15 protein-coding genes and 1 pseudogene are annotated in these 20777 nt (G+C 47.6%); 14 read left to right on the plus strand and 2 right to left on the minus strand.

All coding sequences use genetic code 11. From position 1 onward, the window contains the following. The first annotated feature begins 5 nt into the window (after window positions 1–5). The 14 genes and pseudogenes from JXR92_RS08750 (at window position 6) to JXR92_RS08815 (ending at window position 16340) form a co-directional block, all read left to right on the plus strand. Window positions 6–659, plus strand: coding sequence for a LysE family translocator (locus JXR92_RS08750; protein WP_035449560.1), 654 nt, complete (start codon window positions 6–8; stop codon window positions 657–659). Between the two features lie 69 nt (window positions 660–728). Further along, complete coding sequence (locus JXR92_RS08755; RefSeq protein WP_035449558.1) at window positions 729–1274, plus strand: DUF4924 family protein; 546 nt, start codon at window positions 729–731, stop codon at window positions 1272–1274. A gap of 74 nt (window positions 1275–1348) precedes the next feature. After that, entirely contained in the window at window positions 1349–2203 is an 855-nt protein-coding gene (rfbD, locus tag JXR92_RS08760; RefSeq protein WP_138344732.1) for a dTDP-4-dehydrorhamnose reductase, read from the plus strand. Between the two features lie 21 nt (window positions 2204–2224). Next, window positions 2225–3799, plus strand: a complete 1575-nt coding sequence (locus JXR92_RS08765; RefSeq protein WP_117963501.1) for a peptide chain release factor 3 — start codon at window positions 2225–2227, stop codon at window positions 3797–3799. A 221-nt stretch (window positions 3800–4020) separates the two neighbouring features. Next, a complete protein-coding gene (locus JXR92_RS08770; RefSeq protein WP_138344734.1) occupies window positions 4021–5001 on the plus strand; it encodes a helix-turn-helix transcriptional regulator in 981 nt (326 codons plus the stop codon). 221 nt (window positions 5002–5222) lie between these two features. Next, window positions 5223–5534, plus strand: coding sequence for a hypothetical protein (locus JXR92_RS08775; protein ID WP_057252873.1), 312 nt, complete (start codon window positions 5223–5225; stop codon window positions 5532–5534). Window positions 5535–6141: 607 nt separating this feature from the next. Continuing rightward, window positions 6142–6354, plus strand: a pseudogene (locus JXR92_RS08780) (phospholipase D-like domain-containing protein); the annotation flags it as partial. A gap of 36 nt (window positions 6355–6390) precedes the next feature. Next, on the plus strand, window positions 6391–8259 hold the full coding sequence (locus JXR92_RS08785; protein WP_138344736.1) for a site-specific DNA-methyltransferase: 1869 nt from the start codon (window positions 6391–6393) through the stop codon (window positions 8257–8259). A 7-nt stretch (window positions 8260–8266) separates the two neighbouring features. Beyond that, window positions 8267–8800, plus strand: a complete 534-nt coding sequence (rhuM, locus tag JXR92_RS08790; RefSeq protein WP_138344864.1) for a RhuM family protein — start codon at window positions 8267–8269, stop codon at window positions 8798–8800. Further along, on the plus strand, window positions 8797–11841 hold the full coding sequence (locus JXR92_RS08795) for a type III restriction-modification system endonuclease (RefSeq protein WP_138344738.1): 3045 nt from the start codon (window positions 8797–8799) through the stop codon (window positions 11839–11841). Before rhuM ends, JXR92_RS08795 begins: the two co-directional genes overlap by 4 nt. Window positions 11842–12292: 451 nt before the next feature. After that, complete coding sequence (locus JXR92_RS08800) at window positions 12293–12775, plus strand: HU family DNA-binding protein (RefSeq protein WP_035449543.1); 483 nt, start codon at window positions 12293–12295, stop codon at window positions 12773–12775. Window positions 12776–12969: 194 nt separating this feature from the next. After that, a complete protein-coding gene (locus JXR92_RS08805; RefSeq protein WP_035449540.1) occupies window positions 12970–13227 on the plus strand; it encodes an OadG family protein in 258 nt (85 codons plus the stop codon). Window positions 13228–13266: 39 nt separating this feature from the next. Further along, window positions 13267–15105 (plus strand): biotin/lipoyl-containing protein, encoded by a 1839-nt coding sequence (locus JXR92_RS08810; protein ID WP_117601165.1) that lies wholly within the window; start codon window positions 13267–13269, stop codon window positions 15103–15105. Further along, on the plus strand, window positions 15105–16340 hold the full coding sequence (locus tag JXR92_RS08815; RefSeq protein ID WP_117601166.1) for a sodium ion-translocating decarboxylase subunit beta: 1236 nt from the start codon (window positions 15105–15107) through the stop codon (window positions 16338–16340). Before JXR92_RS08810 ends, JXR92_RS08815 begins: the two co-directional genes overlap by 1 nt. Before the next feature lie 90 nt (window positions 16341–16430). On the opposite strand, the gene JXR92_RS08820 is transcribed toward JXR92_RS08815, so the two are convergent. Together JXR92_RS08820 and JXR92_RS08825 are read right to left on the minus strand one after the other, a co-directional pair. Next, the gene (locus tag JXR92_RS08820; RefSeq protein ID WP_138344740.1) at window positions 16431–17705 is read right to left on the minus strand and encodes a TolC family protein; all 1275 of its coding nucleotides are present in this window, start codon (window positions 17703–17705) and stop codon (window positions 16431–16433) included. 34 nt (window positions 17706–17739) lie between these two features. Next, window positions 17740–20769: an efflux RND transporter permease subunit gene (locus JXR92_RS08825; protein ID WP_117601168.1), complete on the minus strand. Its 3030-nt coding sequence runs from the start codon at window positions 20767–20769 to the stop codon at window positions 17740–17742. Window positions 20770–20777: the final 8 nt, after the last annotated feature.

Genomic DNA, 20777 nt, shown 5'->3' on the forward strand with positions numbered 1-20777 from the left:
CAGCCATGATTCAGATAGAGACCATATTTGACATATTGTGGAAGGGGTTCATTATTGGCGTCATTGTGTCCGCGCCATTGGGTCCTGTAGGAGTATTGTGTATTCAGCGTACTTTGAATAAAGGACGGTGGTATGGTTTCGTAACGGGGATAGGAGCTTCGCTGAGCGATATTGCATATGCCTTGCTGACGGGCTACGGGATGAGTTTCGTTTTTGATTATGTCAACAAGAACATCTTTTACCTGCAGCTTTTCGGAAGCATTCTTCTGTTGGCATTTGGCATTTATACGTTCCGCAGCAATCCGGTACAGTCCATCCGGCCGGTATCCACCAATAAGGGTTCCTATTTCCATAACTTCATAACGGCGTTTGCCGTCACACTTTCCAATCCACTGATTATTTTCCTTTTTGTAGGCCTTTTCGCCCGCTTCGCTTTTGTAAGTGAGGGCGTGCTGGTGTTTGAGGCTGTCACCGGATACCTGGCCATCGCATTGGGTGCTTTGGCTTGGTGGTTTGGCATAACCTTTTTTGTCAATAAGGTCCGTACACAATTCAACCTGCGAGGTATCTGGATACTGAACCGTATTATCGGGAGCATTGTCATTGTGGTGTCTGTGATGGGACTGGTGTTTACGCTGATGGGTGAATCGCTGTATTAATGGATAATCGATAGTGGATAAATTGATAATGAAGTCATAAATCTAAGGTTATAAATCATACATTTTATCGTGAAGATTGCGCAACAACTGAAAGAGAAGAATATAGCCGAATACCTTATATATATGTGGCAGGTGGAGGACTTGCTCCGTGCCAACGGCTGTGACATAGACCGGATACGCCAGAACATCATCTTGCGCTATCCGGAGGAGGAACGGCCTGCGCTGGAAGAATGGTATGGAAACCTGGCAGATATGATGCGTGCGGAAGGCGTAACGGAAAAAGGGCATCTGCAAATCAACCGTAATGTCATTCTGAATCTGACGGAGCTGCATGGCGAATTGCTGGCTTCTACGAAATATCCGTTCTATAATGCGGCTTATTTCAAGGCACTGCCTTTTATCGTGGAACTGCGTCAGAAGAACGGCCGGAAAGAGGAGTCTGAGGTAGACACTTGTTTCGAGGCGCTTTATGGAGTGCTGCTGTTACGCTTGCAGAAGAAGGAAATCAGTCAGGGCACGGCAAAGGCTATGGAGGCCATCAGTGGTTTCATCTCGTTGCTTGCCAACTATTATGACAAGGAGAAGCGGGGAGAACTGGAGTTGATGGATAATTGATAGTGGATGATTGATAATTATGAAGGAAAATATTGTTCATCGTAACATTCTATATATAAGTGTAACTTTATTAAATGAATATTCTGATAACCGGTGCCAACGGTCAACTTGGCAATGAAATGCGAGTGTTGTCGAAAGAAAACGGACAACATGCTTATTTTTTCACTGATGTGCAGGAATTGGACATTTGCGACGAACAAGCTGTGCACAGGTTTGTGAAGGGTAACCGGATAGATGTGATTGTGAATTGCGCTGCTTATACGGCGGTGGACAAGGCGGAGGACAATCAGGAACTTTGCGACAAGCTGAACCATGTCGCTCCTGGCTATCTGGCTGCCGCTGCCGAAGCTTGCGGTGCTGCCTTGATACAAGTGTCCACCGATTATGTTTTCGACGGAACCGGACACACTCCTTATACGGAAGAGGCGGCCACTTGCCCCAATTCGGTATATGGCTCTACTAAACTGGCAGGTGAGCAGGCGGTGATGAAGCATTGCAGCCGTGCCATGATTATCCGTACAGCATGGCTCTATTCCATTTACGGGAATAATTTTGTGAAGACGATGCTTCGTCTGGGGCGTGAGCGAGAGACGCTGGGGGTTGTCTTCGACCAGATAGGTACGCCGACATATGCCAATGATTTGGCACGTGCCATTTTTGCGGCTGTCAACCGGGGGATTGTTCCCGGTATCTATCATTTTAGCAACGAGGGTGTGTGCTCGTGGTATGATTTCACGTTGGCTATCCATCGCCTGGCCGGCATAAAGACCTGCAAAGTAAACCCACTACATACGGACGAATTCCCTGCCAAGGCGCCGCGTCCGCATTATTCCGTACTGGACAAGACAAAGATAAAGAAGACATTCGGCATCGATATACCCCATTGGGAGGCGAGCCTTGCCGTCTGCATGAAGAATTTGGAAGAGTGATTATTACTGACTAATTGATATATGGCCAATAACAACGAAATAGAGAGACGGAGAACGTTTGCGATTATTGCGCATCCGGATGCCGGTAAGACATCATTGACCGAGAAGCTGTTGCTTTTTGGTGGACAAATCCAGGTGGCGGGTGCCGTAAAGAGCAATAAGATAAAGAAGACGGCAACGTCGGACTGGATGGATATTGAAAAACAGCGTGGTATTTCCGTTACCACTTCTGTAATGGAGTTCGACTACCATGACTACAAGGTCAACATCCTTGATACTCCGGGTCACCAGGACTTTGCTGAAGATACCTACCGCACGCTGACGGCTGTGGACAGTGTTATCATCGTGGTGGACGGTGCGAAAGGTGTGGAAACGCAGACACGCAAGCTGATGGAGGTCTGCCGTATGCGTAATACGCCGGTGATTATCTTCATCAACAAGATGGACCGTGAAGCCAAAGACCCGTTCGACCTGTTGGACGAGCTGGAGGAGGAACTGCACATCCACGTGCGTCCCTTGACGTGGCCTATCGAGAGCGGTGTCCGTTTCAAGGGTGTCTACAATATCTACGAGCATAACCTCAACCTCTACCAGCCCAGCAAGCAGGTGGTGACGGAGAAGGTGGAAGTGGACATCCATACCGAGGAGCTGGACAACCGGATTGGCGCCCAGCTGGCCGACAAGCTGCGCGGCGAACTGGAACTGATAGACGGCGTTTACCCCGAATTCGATAAGGAGGAATACTTGAAGGGTGAGCTTGCTCCCGTGTTCTTCGGCTCGGCACTGAATAATTTCGGTGTGCAGGAACTGCTGGACTGCTTTGTGGAGATTGCTCCCAGTCCCCGTCCCGTGAAGGCGGAAGAGCGTGAGGTGGAGCCGGAAGAACCTAAATTTACCGGATTCATCTTCAAGATAACCGCCAATATCGACCCGAATCACCGTTCATGTATCGCTTTCTGCAAAATCTGCTCCGGGAAGTTTGTACGCAATGCCCCGTACTTGCATGTACGTCATGGCAAGACGATGCGCTTCTCGTCGCCCACGCAGTTCATGGCGCAGCGCAAGACGACTGTCGACGAGGCTTGGGCGGGAGATATTATCGGCCTGCCGGACAACGGTACGTTCAAGATTGGCGATACGCTGACCGAAGGCGAGGCGCTCCACTTCAAGGGACTTCCGAGCTTCTCGCCGGAGATGTTCAAGTACATTGAGAATGCCGACCCGATGAAGCAGAAACAGCTTGCCAAGGGTATCGACCAGTTGATGGACGAAGGTGTGGCGCAGTTGTTCGTCAACCAGTTCAACGGGCGTAAGATTATCGGTACGGTGGGGCAGTTGCAGTTCGAGGTCATCCAGTATCGTCTGGAGAACGAATACAGTGCGAAGTGCCGTTGGGAGCCGCTCAGTCTGTATAAGGCCTGCTGGATTGAGAGCGATGATGCGGCGGAGCTGGAAGCCTTCAAGAAGCGCAAATACCAGTACATGGCCAAAGACCGCGAGGGCAGGGATGTGTTCCTGGCCGATAGCGGATATGTGTTGCAGATGGCGCAGATGGACTTCAAGCATATCAAGTTCCACTTTACGAGCGAGTTCTAAGCTATATGATTTTTGCTGACTCGCGACCATGAATGATGCGAGTCGAAGAAAAAGAAGAGGTACAAAGTAATGAAAAACTTTGTACCTCTTTATTTATTGTGGGAAGAAAGTGTTACCTTTGTTTCTGCAACGATTAATATGCATTGATTATGAAAACTGTTGAAGTAAGCTCGTTCCTTACCGATTTTACACCTTACTTATTATAAACACAAAATTTCAAGATGAAACATGCCTCCCTTTTTCTCCTGCTGACCCTCCTTTTAGGGCTGACAGCCTGCTCGAAACCTGCCGATAGAACCTTGATGAACTACGAACAGTCCCTTGTCCATGCCGACTCGCTGGTGCAATGCGGTGCTGTCGACAGTGCCCGGGCCGTCCGTCTGATTTCCGGCTTGCACCGTGAATACAATCAGATAAAGGAGCTTTCCGATGGCAGGCATGTGCGGCTGAAGCCGGTCAGTGGTTACGAACGTTTCTTCTGGGGAGTGTTTTCTGTAATCATGTTCAGCATCTCCGGTGCTATGCTGTTCAGCCTTGTCCGGTTCAAGAAGGAACGCCGTCACCGCAACTACCTTATCACCCTGAGTGAGAACGAACAGCGCCTGCGCAACAACGAACGCGAGCGCGAGGAACTGGAAGAGTGCCTGAAGGAGATGTCGCTGACCGACGAAGAGCGCGAAGAAGTGCATAGCTCGCTGACAAACCTCATGGAGCATGGCAGCCGTCTGGATAAGGAAAACGAGTTGCTCCGCGCCCGTCTCAAGGAGTATGAAGACAACCCCGTGCCCCGCGAACTGGAACTGTTGAGGAAAGAGGGCGAGCGTGTCCGGATGCTCGACGGGCAGGTGCAGGCGCTTGCTTCTGCCATGATAGACGCAGACGAAGTGGTGAAGCAGTTGCGCATCCAGCCCAAATTCCTTGCGGACAGCCAGTGGGACTACTTGCAGAAGCTTACTGACAGAGTATACAAGGGCGCTTCCAAACGCCTTGTCCTGCGCTTTCCCCAGCTTACGCCCGCCGACAGCCAGCTTTGCATGCTTATCCGCCTGCACTTCAGCAATGCACAGATTGCCACGCTCATTGCCGTGTCTCCCGCTTCCGTGTCCCAGCAGAAGTTTCGCCTGAAGAAACGGATGATGCAGGCAGATGGTGGACTGTTTGCTGATGGAGAGACGCTGGATACAGTAGTGTGCCATGTCTGAAATTTCGGATTGCAAGACAACAGTGACAAGGGTATGAAACTATTAGGTGGCATTAAGATAAATTGGGCCCGTAATTTCTTTACGGAAATCCTTTTCCGTATCTTCAAGTGGGATTTGTCAAGTCCGGCTAATTATGAGTTCATAAAAACGCTATCAAAGACGGTATCATAAAAAATGGTATTGTATATGGACCGAACGAATCGGGTAAAACAAACTTCAGTTTGGCCTTATTCGATATTGAGAACCATTTGTCGCCCCAATGGAAGAAGATAGATTATTATGTGAATTTTATTTATGCCGGAAAGAAAGAGGGAGTAGTCGGGTTCGAATATACATTTAGGTTTGAGAACGGGATAGTTGTCTATGTCTATTCTAAAAATGCCGGTGGTATATTAGTGTCCGACTCGCTTCGGGTGGACGATAATTGGGTTTTTGAACGGAAGAATGGTTCTTTTTGCATAGACAAGCAACAGTTTCCTATGGAAGAAACCATAGAGAATAACCTCGGAAGTAATGCCGATATTTTTATATGATTATTTTAGGAATATAGCCAATTCGTGTTGATTTATTAGGACAAAAAGTCGGTGATTTCCTCTGTTCTCAATTCTGTTTTGCTACTAATATAACCTCGGTCTTATACTGAACCCTATTCAGTCTTATACTGAATGCCATTCAGTCGTATATTGAATCCTATTTAGTCGTATACTGAATTACCCCCACTTCAGAAGGTGTTCTGGGAGGGGATGGACTGTGACGGTTTGATGGCTTGAAACGGATGTTTTTGGGATTTGAAATGTTGTTACAAAATGAAATAAGAAACTGATTGGTGACTTAAAAAATATTGTTATTCCTTGTTATTTCAATAGTTCGCTCTCTATCGGACTGCTGTGTTGAATTGATTACGGATGAGAGCATAGAATCAAATTGCTCCATAATTAAAAATATCCCTCCAAAAGAAGTGAGTTTACCGGATTTTATGCTTATTTTTGTCATGCTTGTTGAAGATTTCTTGTGCTTTTTTGCAACACTAATTTAAGTGAATCTTCTGACATGGCAAAGTACTGGGCAATATTTTATTACTCAGTACTTTAAATAATTGTTTTGTAAAGTGCCGCGGAACTAAGGTCTAATAAAACGAGGATGGAACATTCCAAATTAATAAACAATATAAACGAGCGTGTAGTGGATGACATCAAAGGACGGTTATCCAAAGGTACTTTTGTGTCTATTGCTGCGGCTTTATTCTCCATCTATGCCTACGAAGCATTGAAAGAAGAATTGGAGCAAGTGGAACAATTGCGTTTCATTTTCACATCTCCTACTTTCATCAAGGACAAATCAAAGAAAGAGAAACTTAAAACATTAGAAAACAATTAAGAAACAAGATATATGACTGACATATTAAAACATTTGGATTTGAACTCTGCAGACGGAACGCAACTCAATCTTGATGCGCTCTATCAGATAGCACCTTCGGCATTTACCGAAGTACGTGATGACAAGACTGGTGAAATCTCCCGAAAGGTAAACTTCGAGGTGCTTCGCCGGTTGCTTGGCGACCATGTCACAGACGGCGATGGCGAGATGTATCAGTTTACATGGGTAGGTAAGAATGCCGCTCGTGCGGAGGCTGCCAAACCAACCGATAAGACATTACGCCCGGTGGTGGAAGATTCCGTGGATTGGGACAATACGAAGAATATCTATATCGAAGGTGATAACCTGGAAGTGCTCAAACTCTTGCAACGCTCATATGTGGGTAAGGTGAAGATGATTTATATCGACCCACCCTATAATACTGGCAATGACTTTGTGTATCACGACGACTTTGCTCTCACTGCTGCCGAAGAGGATTTCAAAGCCGGCAATGTGGACGAGTTGGGCTATCGCTTCAGGAAGAATACCGATACGAATGGTAAGTTTCATTCGGATTGGTGTAGTATGATTTATAGTCGTCTGCTGGTGGCTCGTTCTCTGCTCACGGAGGATGGAGTTATCTTTATTTCGATAGGTGATGATGAGAATGCAAATCTCATCAAAATATGTGATGAAGTCTTTGGCGAGCATAATTTCATTGCTGATATTTGCCATAAGCATAGAGCCTCTGTTTCTAATGATAGAATAATATCTGAGAATCACAATCACATTGCGTTTTATGCCAAAGAAATAAATGAGGTGTTTGCTCAACAAAAGAATATAGGAGAAGACCCTGTATTAGACGGATTTGATCGAGAAGACGATAAGGGAAAATATAAATTGGCACCTGTAGATGGTCCTGGTGGAGCAAAGAAAGGTAATCCTTTTTACGAATTTATGGGCGTTGAAGGATATTGGAGATATTCAAAAGAGACCATGCAGAAACTGTATGATAATGGACTGCTTATTGTCACAGAGAACAATCTCCAGAAGAAGTATTACGAAGATCAGGCTCGACAATCAAGAAAAAAAGTTACGACTTGGTGGGATACAGATTTCTTAACTTCTTCCGCAACTTCATATCTTCAGAAATTAATGGGCTGCAAAGCATTCGACAATCCCAAAAGTATAAATCTCTTGATAAGGATGCTCAAGATGATGACTCATTTTGATAAAGATGCACTTATCCTCGATTTCTTCTCAGGCTCTGCCACCACTGCTCATGCTGTAATGCAACTCAACGCCGAAGACGGAGGTAACAGAAGATATATCTGCGTTCAGCTTCCCGAAGAAACGCCAGAAGATAGCGAAGCACGTAAGGCAGGCTACGCCACTATCCCTGAGATAGCCAAAGAACGCATCCGTCGTTCCGGTGCAAAAATAAAAGCAGATTCCCCGCTTACTACCCAAAACCTCGACACCGGTTTCCGTGTCTACCGCCTTGACGAAAGCAACTACGAGAAAGTATCACTTTCACCCAAGGAATACAAGCAAGACCAGCTTGACCTCTTTGCCTATAATATCAAGCGCGATCGTACTGACCTCGACCTACTCTATGGTTCGATGTTGGCATGGGGTGTTCGCTTGGACTTGCCCTTGCAGGCAGAAACCATGGACGGTTGTACCATCTACACTGTCAACGAAGGCGATCTTGTGGCTTGCTTCTCCGAGGGCATTACCGATAAGGTAGTAACTGCGATGGCCGACAAGAGTCCCTTGCGTGTACTTTTCCGTGATGCCTGCTTCAAGGAAGATGCTCAGAAAATCAATATTTATGAGCAGTTCAAGCAATCCTTGGATTGGTCGGATAATGATGCGTTTAATAATATCAGAGTAATTTGACGTGTCCATGGAAGAGAACAACAAAATACCAATCTATACAGACAATGACGGTCTGACAAAGATAGATGTGAAACTTGAGGAAGATACTTTATGGCTTACTCAAGCGCAGATGTGCGAGTTGTATCAGACGAGTAAATCGAATGTAAGTGAGCATATTAAGCACATTTTCGAAGAAGGCGAACTACAAGAGGACTCAGTTGTTCGGAAATTCCGAACAACTGCCACAGATGGTAAGTCATACATGACAACCTTCTATAATCTTGACATGATTATCGCTTTACTTGATTTCGCAGAAAGCCAAGCCGAGAAAGAGCAACCCATGACCATGAACGATTGGGCAAACTATCTGGATCGCATACTCACCTCAACTGGAGAACAACTCCTACTGGATGGAGGCCTAGTATCCCATCAAGAAGCGATGGAACATGCCACTACTGAGTATCGTAAATATAAACAACGCACACTCAGCGATGTGGAGCAAGACTATTTGAACGCTATCAAGGCGATTAGTGACAAAAGTAAGAAAGGAGGCAAAAAGTGAAAATAAGATATAAACATCAACGCTTTCAAGCGGAGGCCGCCAAATGCGTGAGCGATGTGTTTCAGGGGCAACCCAAACACGATGGCAGCCGCACCTTCTTGAACGAGTTTGGTGCGCTCAACTTCGACGGCTTCGGCAATCTTCCCCTTGTACTTGACAATGAAAGTATTTGCGAGAATGTGCGTGGCATACAGATGGCAGAAGGATTGAATCCCGTGGAGCATCTGGAGGGAGACGGACGTACCTTTACCATCGAGATGGAAACAGGTACGGGTAAGACCTATACCTACATCAAGACCATGTATGAGCTGAACGCCCGCTATGGCTGGTCGAAATTTGTGATTGTAGTGCCTAGTATTGCCATCCGCGAAGGCGTGTTCAAGAGTTTTGAGAGTATGGCAGAGCACTTTGCTGGAGAATATGGTAAGCGTATGCAATACTTCATCTACAACTCGAAGCAGCTCGCTAAGATTGATGCCTTTGCTTCGGATAACGGCATTCATGCAATGATTATCAATACGCAGGCTTTCAATGCTTCGCTTAACGAGGATAAAAACAAGGAAGGTCGCGCAGGTGATTCCGCAGCCCGTATCATCTTCTCACGCCGTGATGAGTTCGGTTCGCGAAAGCCTATTGACATCTTGGCAAAAACGAATCCCATCCTAATTATTGACGAGCCGCAAAGCGTGTTGGGAACGGATAAAAGTAATGCTACACGAAAAGGTATCAAACTGTTTAACCCGCTCTTTACCTTACTTTATAGTGCCACGCACCGTGAAATATTCAACCAAGTATATCGCCTCGATGCCATCGACGCTTACAACAAGAAGCTGGTGAAGAAAATAGAGGTACGCAGTGTGCATCAAGTGGGTTCTACAGCTACCAATAGCTATGTCTATCTGGATGAGATCGTCATTAGCAAAGGCAATCCACAAGCTCGATTGGGCTTCGATGTCAAGACTGCCAATGGCACACGCCAGACCATTCGTTTGGTCGGCGAAGGATTCGATCTCAAAGAGCAAAGTGGCGGTTTGCAGGAGTATGCCAATAACTTTAAAGTGGAATGTATAGACGGATTGACCAATACCGTGCATTTCCTCAACGGACTGACGCTTCATCCCGGTGAGGTGGTGGGCAGCGTGAATGAGGATATTCTCCGTCGCCACCAGATACGTGAAACCATCAAGACTCATTTGGAACGTGAACGCCAACTTTTTGCTCGCGGCATCAAGGTGCTTTCGCTCTTCTTTATCGATCATGTGGATAGTTACCGCATCTACGGTAAGGACACGGCAGAGAAGGGCAAATTTGCACGGATGTTTGAAGAGGAATACCAACGTGCCTTGCAAGAGCTTATGTCTACCTTTAAGGATACCGCCTACACTCGCTTCCTTTCCAATCCGAAGAATGCGCCCGAAAACATTCACGATGGTTACTTCTCTATCGATAAAAAAGGGAAGAACGTGGAATCGAAGAATAAGGAAGGCGAAAACGAAGAACGTGGTTTCGACCTTATCATGAAGGATAAGGAGCGCTTACTTAGCCAAAGTTGCCCCATTCGCTTCATCTTCTCTCACTCGGCCTTGAAGGAAGGTTGGGACAATCCTAATGTGTTCCAGATTTGTACGTTGAAAGACACCTCCAACGAAATCAAGAAACGTCAGGAGGTGGGTCGTGGTATGCGCCTATGCGTCAACGATAAGGGCGAACGTCAAGATGCCGACGTATTGGGTGACCATGTGTTCGACACCAATATCCTGACCGTTATTGCCAGCGAGAGCTATGACGACTTTGCCAAGAAGCTGCAAACCGATATGGCAGAAGCCTGTGCCAGCCGTCCGGTAGTGGTGACAGCCACACTGTTTGCCGACCAACTGGCACAGACACAAGATGGACACAGCATAAAGATTACGACCGAACAGGCCGTGGAAATCCACGAAGAACTGATAGTCCAAGGTTACATCAAGAAGGGCAAGCTCACGCAAAAGTACTTTGACGAAAAGAAAGCCGATTCGCTCCAGTTTGGTGAGGTGGAAAATCTACATTCGTTTATCATCAAACAGTTGGATAAAGTGTTCAATCCCGATGCCTTCAAACCAGCCAATGGACGTAATAAAACGGAGGCTCACTTAGTGAAAGACAACTTCAACAAAAAAGAGTGGCAAGAGTTGTGGCGGCGCATCAATACACGTACTTACTATAACGTGAGTTTTGAAACGTCAAAACTCATCAAGAGTGCCATTGATGCACTCGACAAGCACCTGAATGTGACAGAAATCCGTATTGTAGTGGAGAGTGGCGGTATGGAAAGCATCCGTGACCGCGAAGAATTGGAAGCCGGAGCAGCCATGAGTGCCGCTACAGTGAAAACCATTCGGGTAACGGAAGTTATTGGAGCAGAAGTAACTTACGACTTGGTAGGTGAACTCGTGCAATCCACCGGTCTAACTCGCCGCACCATTGTAGAAATGCTGAAAGGCGTTAATCATGCGACTTTCCATCAGTTCAAGCTGAATCCAGAAGAGTTCATCATCAAAGCCGGTCGCATCATCAACGATTGTAAGGCTATCTCGCTCATCCAACACATCCAGTATGAGAAATGTGCTGGAACTTTTGGTACTGGCATCTTTGAGGAAGCTACGCTGCGTGGTACACTTGGCAAGAATGCTATCGAAAGTACCAAGTCGCTTTACGATCTTGTAGTGGTAGATAGTGAAGGTATCGAAAAGAGTTTTGCCGAGTCGCTGGAAGCTGAGGATGATGTGGTGGTATATAGCAAACTGCCCGGTGGATTCTACATCAACACTCCGATGGGCAAATATAATCCCGACTGGGCTGTAGCTTTTCGAGAAGATTCCGTGAAGCACGTCTATTTCGTGGCAGAAACCAAAGGCAACGACATCGAAGTATCACAACTTCGCCGTGCCGAGGATGCCAAGATAGAGTGCGCCCGTCGCCACTTTGCAGCTATCAGCACTGGCGATGTGGCGTATAGTGTGGTGAAAACCTACCAGGATTTGTATAATGCAGTAACAAAGTAAAATCAGCCAAACACGTAGAGAGGCACATTCTCTCTATGTGTGCATTCTTTCTTTTCACTGGCATAAACTCTAAATGATGTCATATTGCAAAGAATAGCTTATAGTAACTATCTTGTAGAGACCGGAAGATATAGGTGCCTTCATTATCAGAAGTTTGCGTGTATAGCTTGTAGAGATTATCACCTTATTCTTCTTATTTCAGCTTTATTTCCCCCTTCTTCTTGTAGAGATGTTATTTTTGTAATTGTTTGTATTTGAGTGATTTATGAAAATTGGTTGTAGATGCCATTTTCTTGTTTTCCCTTGTTTCCCGCCCTAACTTTGCAACATCGAATTTGAGAAAAGCAGACGGCTGAATCGTTGAGGCCTCACGATGAAAACTTCTGCTTCTCGGGTGAGACAAGAGAAACCGGATATACATTATTAATTAATCATTTAAAACATTACGATTATGGCATTTTTTAAAAGAGTTCAGAAAAAAGTAAACGATTTGTGGTATCCTCAATCAGTAACCTGGGGCAAGGCGGTTACTACCCGTGAAGTGGCAGACGAGCTGTCTGTTCTTTCTACCGTGACCCGTGGTGACACGTATGCGGTGATGGAGAACTTGGGGCGTGTATTGAGCAATTTCATGGGGCAGGGACGTACTGTGAAGATAAACGGTGTCGGCACCTTCTACTATACTGCCACCTCTACTAAAAGAGGAGTGTCGACGGCTGCGGAGGTAAGCGCTTCGCTGATTAACGGAGTACGTGTCCGTTTTTTGCCCGAAGTGGAGCGTAATAGTGGCCGTCAGGTGATTACCCGCAGCATGGTGAATACGAAGATTGTTTGGGAAGAGTGGGGCAAGCTTCCTTCTTCTGACAGTGGCAATCAAGGTGGCAGCAACCAGGGCGGCAACGACGGCGATCAGGGAGAGAACCCGCTGGGCTGATTTTTCCCATCCCGCCAATTGCCTCTTTTCTTGACATAAATGGGGTATTATACACTTCCCGTACCACCTCTCCGGTAGTGCGGGAAGTGACGTTTTAGCATCTTTTATTATTTTTTACCACCTTTCTTTAACGGATAATCGCTAATTTCGAACGATTTTTTTTAAATCCTACGGAATAACTAATAATTTATAATATGGAAAACTTGAACATAGCACTTCTGCTAATGGTGGTAGGTATGGCAACAGTCTTTGCTATCCTGCTGATTGTTATCTACTTAGGAAAATGTCTCATTGCACTTGTGAACAAATATGCACCCGAAGAAGTGGTACCGGCCAAAGCTGCAGCAAATGGTCCTGCACCTGTCCCCGGTAATATTCTGGCAGCTATCAGTGCAGCCGTAACAGTAGTGACACAAGGTAAGGGTAAAGTTGCTAAGGTAGAAAAAATCTGAAATAATAATCTTATATAAAAACACACCGAATAATTTAGTATGAAAAAGGAAATTAAGTTCAGCTTGGTATTCAGGGACATGTGGCAGAGTGCCGGAAAATATGTACCCCGTGTTGACCAGCTGGTGAAAGTAGCTCCCGCTATCATTGAGATGGGTTGTTTTGCGCGCGTGGAAACCAATGGCGGAGGTTTTGAACAAGTAAATCTGCTGTTTGGGGAGAATCCGAATAAAGCCGTGCGCGAATGGACGAAGCCGTTCCACGAAGCCGGTATCCAGACTCACATGTTGGACCGTGCCTTGAATGGCCTCCGCATGAGTCCCGTGCCCGCCGATGTACGCAAGCTGTTCTATAAGGTGAAGAAAGCGCAAGGTACGGACATCACGCGTACTTTTTGCGGTCTGAACGATACTCGCAATATCATTCCTTCCATTGGTTATGCACACGATGCCGGAATGATTTCCCAATGTTCGCTCTGCATCACCCATTCACCTATCCATACCGTAGAATACTACACGAACATGGCTTTGAAGCTTATCAAGGCTGGTGCCGATGAAATTTGCATCAAGGATATGGCAGGCATCGGACGTCCGGTTTCCCTGGGTAAGATTGTGGCCAATATCAAGGCGGCACATCCCGATATTCCTATCCAGTACCATAGTCATGCGGGGCCCGGCTTCAATATGGCAAGCATTCTTGAAGTGTGCGAGGCAGGTTGCGACTATATTGATGTAGGTATGGAACCGCTTTCATGGGGTACAGGACATGCAGACCTGCTCAGCGTGCAGGCTATGCTGAAAGATGCAGGCTTCCAGGTGCCCGAAATCAACATGGAGGCATATATGAAGGTACGTGCCCTCATCCAGGAATTTATGGATGATTTCCTTGGCTTGTACATCAGCCCGCGTAACCGTTTGATGAACTCCCTGCTGATTGGTCCTGGACTTCCGGGCGGCATGATGGGCAGTTTGATGGCAGACCTGGAGTCCAATTTGGAATCCATTAACAAATATAAGGCAAAACGCAACCTGCCCTTCATGAAGCAGGATGAATTGCTCATCAAGTTGTTCAACGAAGTGGCATACGTCTGGCCGCGTGTAGGTTATCCGCCATTGGTGACTCCGTTTAGCCAGTATGTCAAGAATCTCTCCATGATGAACGTCATTGCTATGGAGAAGGGCAAGGAACGTTGGGGCATGATTGCCGATGATATTTGGGATATGCTGCTGGGCAAAGCCGGTAAGTTGCCGGGTGAATTGGCTCCTGAGCTTATTGAGAAAGCAGAGCGCGAAGGACGTAAATTCTTCACCGGCAATCCGCAAGACAACTATCCCGATGCTTTGGACAAGTACCGCAAGCTGATGAAGGAAAACAAATGGGAATTGGGCGAGGACGACGAAGAGCTTTTCGAATACGCCATGCACCCGGCTCAATACGAGGCTTACAAGAGTGGCAAGGCCAAGCAGGACTTCCTGGAGGATGTGGAGAAACGCCGTGCTGAACGTGACAAATCTCCGCTGGACGATGCCAAACCCAAGACGCTCACCGTGCAGGTGGACGGTCAGGCCTACCGCGTAACGGTGGCTTATGGTGACATTGACCTGCCCGCTTCGGCTACCGAGAAGGTGACTGCTCCTCCCGTAGGCGAAGGTCAGGATATTCCGGCTCCGCTCGAAGGCAAGTTCTTCTTGACGAAGAATGCACAAGAAACCCCGTTGAAAGTGGGTGACAAGGTGAAGAGTGGCGATCTTCTCTGCTATATCGAAGCTATGAAGACATACAATGCCATCCGTGCAGACTTTGATGGAACGGTTGTTGCCATCTGTGTCAATCCGGGTGACTCTGTTTCTGAAGATGATGTATTAATGAAGATAGGATAATGGAAGATATATTTGCAAAACTCTATGATATGACGGCCTTCAGCAATATCATTGCTGATCCGTCGTTCCTCGTGATGTATGCCATCGCTTTTATCCTGCTTTATTTGGGCATCAAGAAGCACTATGAACCATTGTTGCTGGTACCCATCGCTTTCGGTGTACTCATCGCCAACTTTCCTGGCGGCGAGATGGGTGTGATTCAGGCGGATGAAAACGGAATGGTCATGGTAGGCGGGGTGATGAAGAATATCTGGGAGATGCCGTTGCACGAAATAGCGCACGACCTTGGACTGATGAACTTCATCTATTATATGCTGATTAAGACCGGATTCCTGCCACCTGTCATCTTTATGGGGGTGGGTGCGCTGACGGACTTCGGTCCGATGCTCCGTAACTTGCGTCTCTCCATATTCGGTGCGGCTGCGCAGTTAGGTATTTTCACCGTACTGCTTTGTGCTGTGATGATAGGGTTCACTCCGCAGGAAGCGGGTGCGTTGGGCATTATCGGTGGTGCCGATGGCCCTACGGCTATCTTTACTACCATCAAGCTGGCTCCCCATCTGTTGGGACCGATTGCCATTGCTGCTTATTCTTATATGGCGCTGGTACCGGTCATCATTCCGATGGTGGTGAAGTTGTTCTGTACCAAGAAGGAATTGATGATTAACATGAAGGAGCAGGAGAAGCTGTATCCTTCGAAAATCGAGATTAAGAATCTGCGTGTATTGAAGATTATCTTCCCGATTGCAGTGACTACGATTGTTGCTTTATTTGTGCCTACGGCAGTACCTTTGATTGGTATGTTGATGTTCGGTAATTTGATTAAGGAAATCGGTTCTGATACAAGCCGCTTGTTCGACGCTGCTGCTAATAGTATCATGAATGCAGCTACCATCTTTTTAGGATTGAGCGTTGGCGCCACGATGACTAGTGAGGCATTCCTGAATTGGACAACCATCGGTATTGTGATTGGCGGTTTCCTGGCATTTGCATTGTCCATTACGGGAGGTATTTTCTTTGTGAAGCTGTTCAACCTATTCAGCAAGAAGAAGATCAATCCACTGATTGGTGCTACCGGCCTGAGTGCCGTGCCCATGGCAAGCCGCGTCTGCAATGAGATTGCAACGAAATATGACCCGAAAAACCATGTGCTGAATTACTGTATGTCCAGTAATATCTCCGGTGTAATCGGGTCGGCTGTTGCGGCTGGTGTATTGATTTCATTCTTGGGATAAACCTGGTCAGTAGGGGAAAGATAAAGAAACTCCGGCATGGCTTTACAAAGCCATGCCGGAGTTTCTTTATCTTTTTCGTTGAGGGGCATTTCATTCGCTGACCACTTTCCAATATTCAGCTACCGCCATCTTTTCCGCGAGATACGCATCAATCAGGTTGGTGTGTGCTTGTGTCCATGAGAGTTGTGCGGACAGTACATCTACCATGCTGGCTTTTCCTTCATTATAAGAGAAGGTGACAAGGTCTAGATTCTCTTCGGCAAGTGTCATATTCTCCCGGGCCGTCTTGACTTGCTGTTCAGTTTCCGTTAGCTTTGTGGTGGCTGCGGAGAGCTCTTCCAGAATATTGTCCGTTACATAGCTTTGTTGCAGCTTCTGTATGCCGATATAGGCTTTCTGTTGGCGGTTTGTCTTGAAGCGGGCTCCCCAACGGAAGATGGGGATGCTGACGTTGACCCCTGCGACGGGAGTATGAGGTACATTCTGCCCCATATAGGCGATTCCCGTATCCCAACCGGTAGCGAGAAACATGCTGGCTTGTGGATTGTAGCGGCTGAGGGCGGCATGCCGTTGCGCTTCACTGCGGGCGATGTTCACGGAGGTACTGGCATATTCTGCCCGGCGGGGCAGCACATCATCCAGGCCCAAAGGGATGATGGGGGCAGTCGGTATATCTATTTCGGCTATGCTGTCTATGGGAGCGTCCGGTTCCGAGCCCATAAGGATATTCAGTTTTTGCAGGGCAAGGGTATGGTTTTGGCGTGCCTTGATGTACTGTAATTCGGCCTCCTTACGCCGGGTGGAAATCATCAGCAAGTCTGTGCGGCTGATGGCGCCGTCATCGAAGCGGTCTTGGATGATGTCGTACTGCTGTTGTACAATATCCTGAAAGGTAGCCGCGGCTTTCAGACCGGCACGGGCGGCAGAGGCATTCCAATAGACGGCGTCACTTTGATAGTGTATCTGGTCGAGGGTCAGTTCTGTGGTTAGTTGCTCCAGTGCCTCTTCGGTTTGCGCCACTTTCTTTTGGGCTATTAGGGAACCTCCGGTATAAAGCGGCTGCGTCAAGGTGGCAAGTGCCTGATAGGTATAAGGGCGGTAGTCTCCTTTCGGACTGTTCCATTGGTCCAGATGATTGAGATTGGCGGTACCCTCGGCGATGATGTCAATCTGGGGCAGGAAACCGGTGGAGGCAATCTTGCGTGCCTCGGTACTGGCGAATGTTTTCAGATGCTGTTGTTTCAGAATCTGGCTGTATGCTTCTACCTTGTCGCGGTATTCTTCGCGGCTCAGATATGCTTGTTGTGCCCCGGCATTCAGTCCGGAGCACAGTAATGATAGAATAAGTATCTTTGTTTTCATCATTCAATTGGTAAACTGTAAATTGTTGAATGTTCTCTCACTTGATTTTATGAATGGCGCAATAAGCCACCGGCAGCACGAATAATGTCAATGCCGAGGCTACCAGCAAACCACCCATAATGGTTGCCGCCATGCCGCCGAACATGGCGTCGAACAATAACGGCAACATTCCCAGGATAGTGGTACCCGATGCCATAGCCACCGGGACAATACGGGTGGTCGTTGCACTGATAACGGCTTCACGCGGTGCTTTCCCGGCAGCGGTTTCCGTATCAATCTGGTCCACCAGCACGATGGCATTCTTGATATTCATTCCAATCAGCCCCAGCAAGCCGAGGATGGAGAAAAAGTCGAATGATTTTCCCAATACCACCAGTCCCAGTACAATACCTATAAAGATAAGCGGCAGCATCAGCAGGATAACAATCGGTTTCCGGTAGCTGCGGAACAGAAACAGCAAGGTGACGAACATAAGGAAGAATGTCAGCGGCAGGTTAGCTGCCAGTGCGGCATTGCTTTCTGCCTGGCTTTCCTGCTCTCCGAAGTATTTCATGGTGTAACCTTCGGGCACTTCAATCTCCTTCTGCACTTGCTTCCATATACGGTTGAAGGCGGCAATGGCATTCACACCGCGGCGTGGGTCGGCCTGCGCCATCATCACCATCTGCCGGTTGTAGTCTTTCACATTGGAGAACTTGTACTGGAAGTCGAACCGGCTGACGACTTGTTCCAGAGTGGTTGTTTCGCGTGCAGTGCCGAATACGGGGAGTGTACGCAAGTCGTTAATACGGAAAGAGTCGATGGTTTTATCCTTCAACAGAATGGGGAGTACTTGGTCTCCTTCCCTGTATTCTCCAAGTGTCATGCCGTTCGTACCGATCTGGATACTCTGTGCCATGCTTTGACGGGAGATACCCAACGGTTGTGCACGTTCCTGACTGTAAATGGGATGCCATACCGGTATCTTATTGCCCCAGGAGTTGCGCACGTTGATAAGTTCGTCGTTACGGTGCATGATGTCCAGAATCTTGTTGGTCAGCATGACCAGCGTATCCGTGTTATTGCCGATGAACCCGATTTCAATGGCGGCATCTACGGCAGGGGAGAGCTTGAACAACATGGTACGGGTGATGGCATTGGGATAGTTGGCCTTCATGTAGGCATCAAGGTTCTTTTCCTGTTCCTTGGTATATTTGCTGTCCGTTACTTCCACCAGGATATTGGCGAAGTTAGGTTTGGGGCCGACGGAAGTGGAGGCCAGATAGTAACGCAACGGTGTGCTGCCGAATGTGACGGATACCCGTTTCACTTCCGGCTGCTGCATCAGATGGGCTTCCACCTTTTTCATTTCGGTTTCTACTTCGCGGATGCTGTACCCGTCCGGATAGAATACATCTGCCCGAAAGTAGGGTTTGTCCAGAGAAGGGAAGAAGTTCTGGGGCATCAGTCCCATGACGAAAAGGGAGAGGATGAACAGTGCTGTAATGCTGCCAAGGGTCAACGCCTTCTTGCGTATCAGTGTGCCGAGGATGGAGGCGAATTTATGGTAGAAAGGCTTGTCGTATGGGTCTTTACCACCATCTTTTGCCTTTGCTTTCAGTATGAAGTTGCCGAATGTAGTGGTTTGTGTCAACGCCAGCACCCAACTTAATCCCAGGGAAATGGCCAGCACTACGAATAGCGGTTTCACGATTTCGGCTACGGAAGAGGGAGCCAGATACAGTGGCAGGAACGAACAGATGGCAATGAACGTTGCTCCCAGTAATCCCCATTGGGGACTGGTGGCACCGTCTATCAGCGCTTTCCGGCGGTCGATGCCGCGGGCAATGGCAATCTGGGCATTATCTGTCACCACGATGGCATTGTCCACCAGCATTCCCATGGCTATGATAAATCCGGCGAGGGAGGTCCGGTTCAGACCTACGCCAAGAAACGACATAATGAGCAGTGTGCCTCCGATAGAGAATATAAGGGAAGAGCCAATCAGTACTCCTGCACGCATGCCCATCACCAGCATGATGATTACAATCACAATCAGGATGGATTCTATCAGATTGATGATGAACCCGTTGTTGGCTTCTTGGGCAATCACGTTTTCGGGATACAGACTTTCCAGTTCCAGCCCCACGGGGATGAGGGGCATGAGTTCGGCAAGCCTCCGGTCTACCAGTTCACCGGTTTTTACCACATCCTTTGTAGGGTCTGTGGAGATGCCGATACCGATGGCGCGCTTTCCGTTGACGTGCATGATATTGCCGGGAGGTTCCATGTATCCCTTTTCAATGATGGCGATGTCGCCTAGCTTGACTTGTCCGCCGGAGGTAGTGATAACCTGGTTGCGGATATCATCGACAGTCGTGTAGGTACCGTTGGCCACGATGCGTAACTGTTGTTCTCCAGCACTGATTTCACCCGTATTGATAATCTGGTTCTGCGATTGCAGCAGGCTGGCCAGCTGCTTGGGGGCGATACCCATTCCTGCCAGCTTGTTTACGGAGATGAATATATGGATGACCTCTGTCTGTGTACCGAAAAGGGCTACCTTCATCACACCGTCTGCCGTGATGACTTGTGTCTTGATTCGTTCCGCCCAGTTTCTCATTTCTTCATAAGAGAAACCGTCGTCACCCACCAGGCCGTAATAGATGCCGAAAACGTCTCCAAAATCATCCGAGACGGTCGGCACAGAAGAGCCTGCGGGCAGTTGGGGCTGTATGTTGAGCACTTTGCGCCGCAGTTCGTCCCACTTCTGCGGAATGGATGCGGCAGAGAGTGACGGTTGCAGTTCGAAGGTTATCTTGGAGAGTCCGTACATAGACTCTGACTTTATCTTGTAGACGCCGCTCATCGACTGTATTTCTCGGGAGATGGGTTCGGTGACGAGCCGTTCCACTTCTGCCGGCTCCGCTCCCGGGTAGCGTGTCATGATGACTGCCGACTTGATGACGAAAGGTGCGTCTTCCTTCTTTCCCAACCTGCCGAATGACAGTATGCCGCCGATAAGCAGCACAGCCAGAAAGAAGTAGACTATCTTCGTGTTGTCTAATGAATATTTGGCTAGATTCATGTTGTTTA

Source organism: Bacteroides parvus, assembly GCF_017309675.2.
GTDB lineage: Bacteria > Bacteroidota > Bacteroidia > Bacteroidales > Bacteroidaceae > Bacteroides > Bacteroides uniformis.

Excerpts from the sequence above, each read along its gene's own strand:
- JXR92_RS08750 (WP_035449560.1), top strand. The coding sequence starts at position 6 with ATGATTCAGATAGAGACCATATTTGACATATTGTGGAAGGGGTTCATT.
- rfbD (WP_138344732.1), top strand. The coding sequence starts at position 1,349 with ATGAATATTCTGATAACCGGTGCCAACGGTCAACTTGGCAATGAAATG.
- JXR92_RS08765 (WP_117963501.1), top strand. The coding sequence starts at position 2,225 with ATGGCCAATAACAACGAAATAGAGAGACGGAGAACGTTTGCGATTATT.
- JXR92_RS08770 (WP_138344734.1), top strand. The coding sequence starts at position 4,021 with ATGAAACATGCCTCCCTTTTTCTCCTGCTGACCCTCCTTTTAGGGCTG.
- JXR92_RS08785 (WP_138344736.1), top strand. The coding sequence starts at position 6,391 with ATGACTGACATATTAAAACATTTGGATTTGAACTCTGCAGACGGAACG.
- rhuM (WP_138344864.1), top strand. The coding sequence starts at position 8,267 with ATGGAAGAGAACAACAAAATACCAATCTATACAGACAATGACGGTCTG.
- JXR92_RS08800 (WP_035449543.1), top strand. The coding sequence starts at position 12,293 with ATGGCATTTTTTAAAAGAGTTCAGAAAAAAGTAAACGATTTGTGGTAT.
- JXR92_RS08805 (WP_035449540.1), top strand. The coding sequence starts at position 12,970 with ATGGAAAACTTGAACATAGCACTTCTGCTAATGGTGGTAGGTATGGCA.
- JXR92_RS08810 (WP_117601165.1), top strand. The coding sequence starts at position 13,267 with ATGAAAAAGGAAATTAAGTTCAGCTTGGTATTCAGGGACATGTGGCAG.
- JXR92_RS08815 (WP_117601166.1), top strand. The coding sequence starts at position 15,105 with ATGGAAGATATATTTGCAAAACTCTATGATATGACGGCCTTCAGCAAT.
- JXR92_RS08820 (WP_138344740.1), bottom strand. The coding sequence starts at position 17,705 with ATGATGAAAACAAAGATACTTATTCTATCATTACTGTGCTCCGGACTG.
- JXR92_RS08825 (WP_117601168.1), bottom strand. The coding sequence starts at position 20,769 with ATGAATCTAGCCAAATATTCATTAGACAACACGAAGATAGTCTACTTC.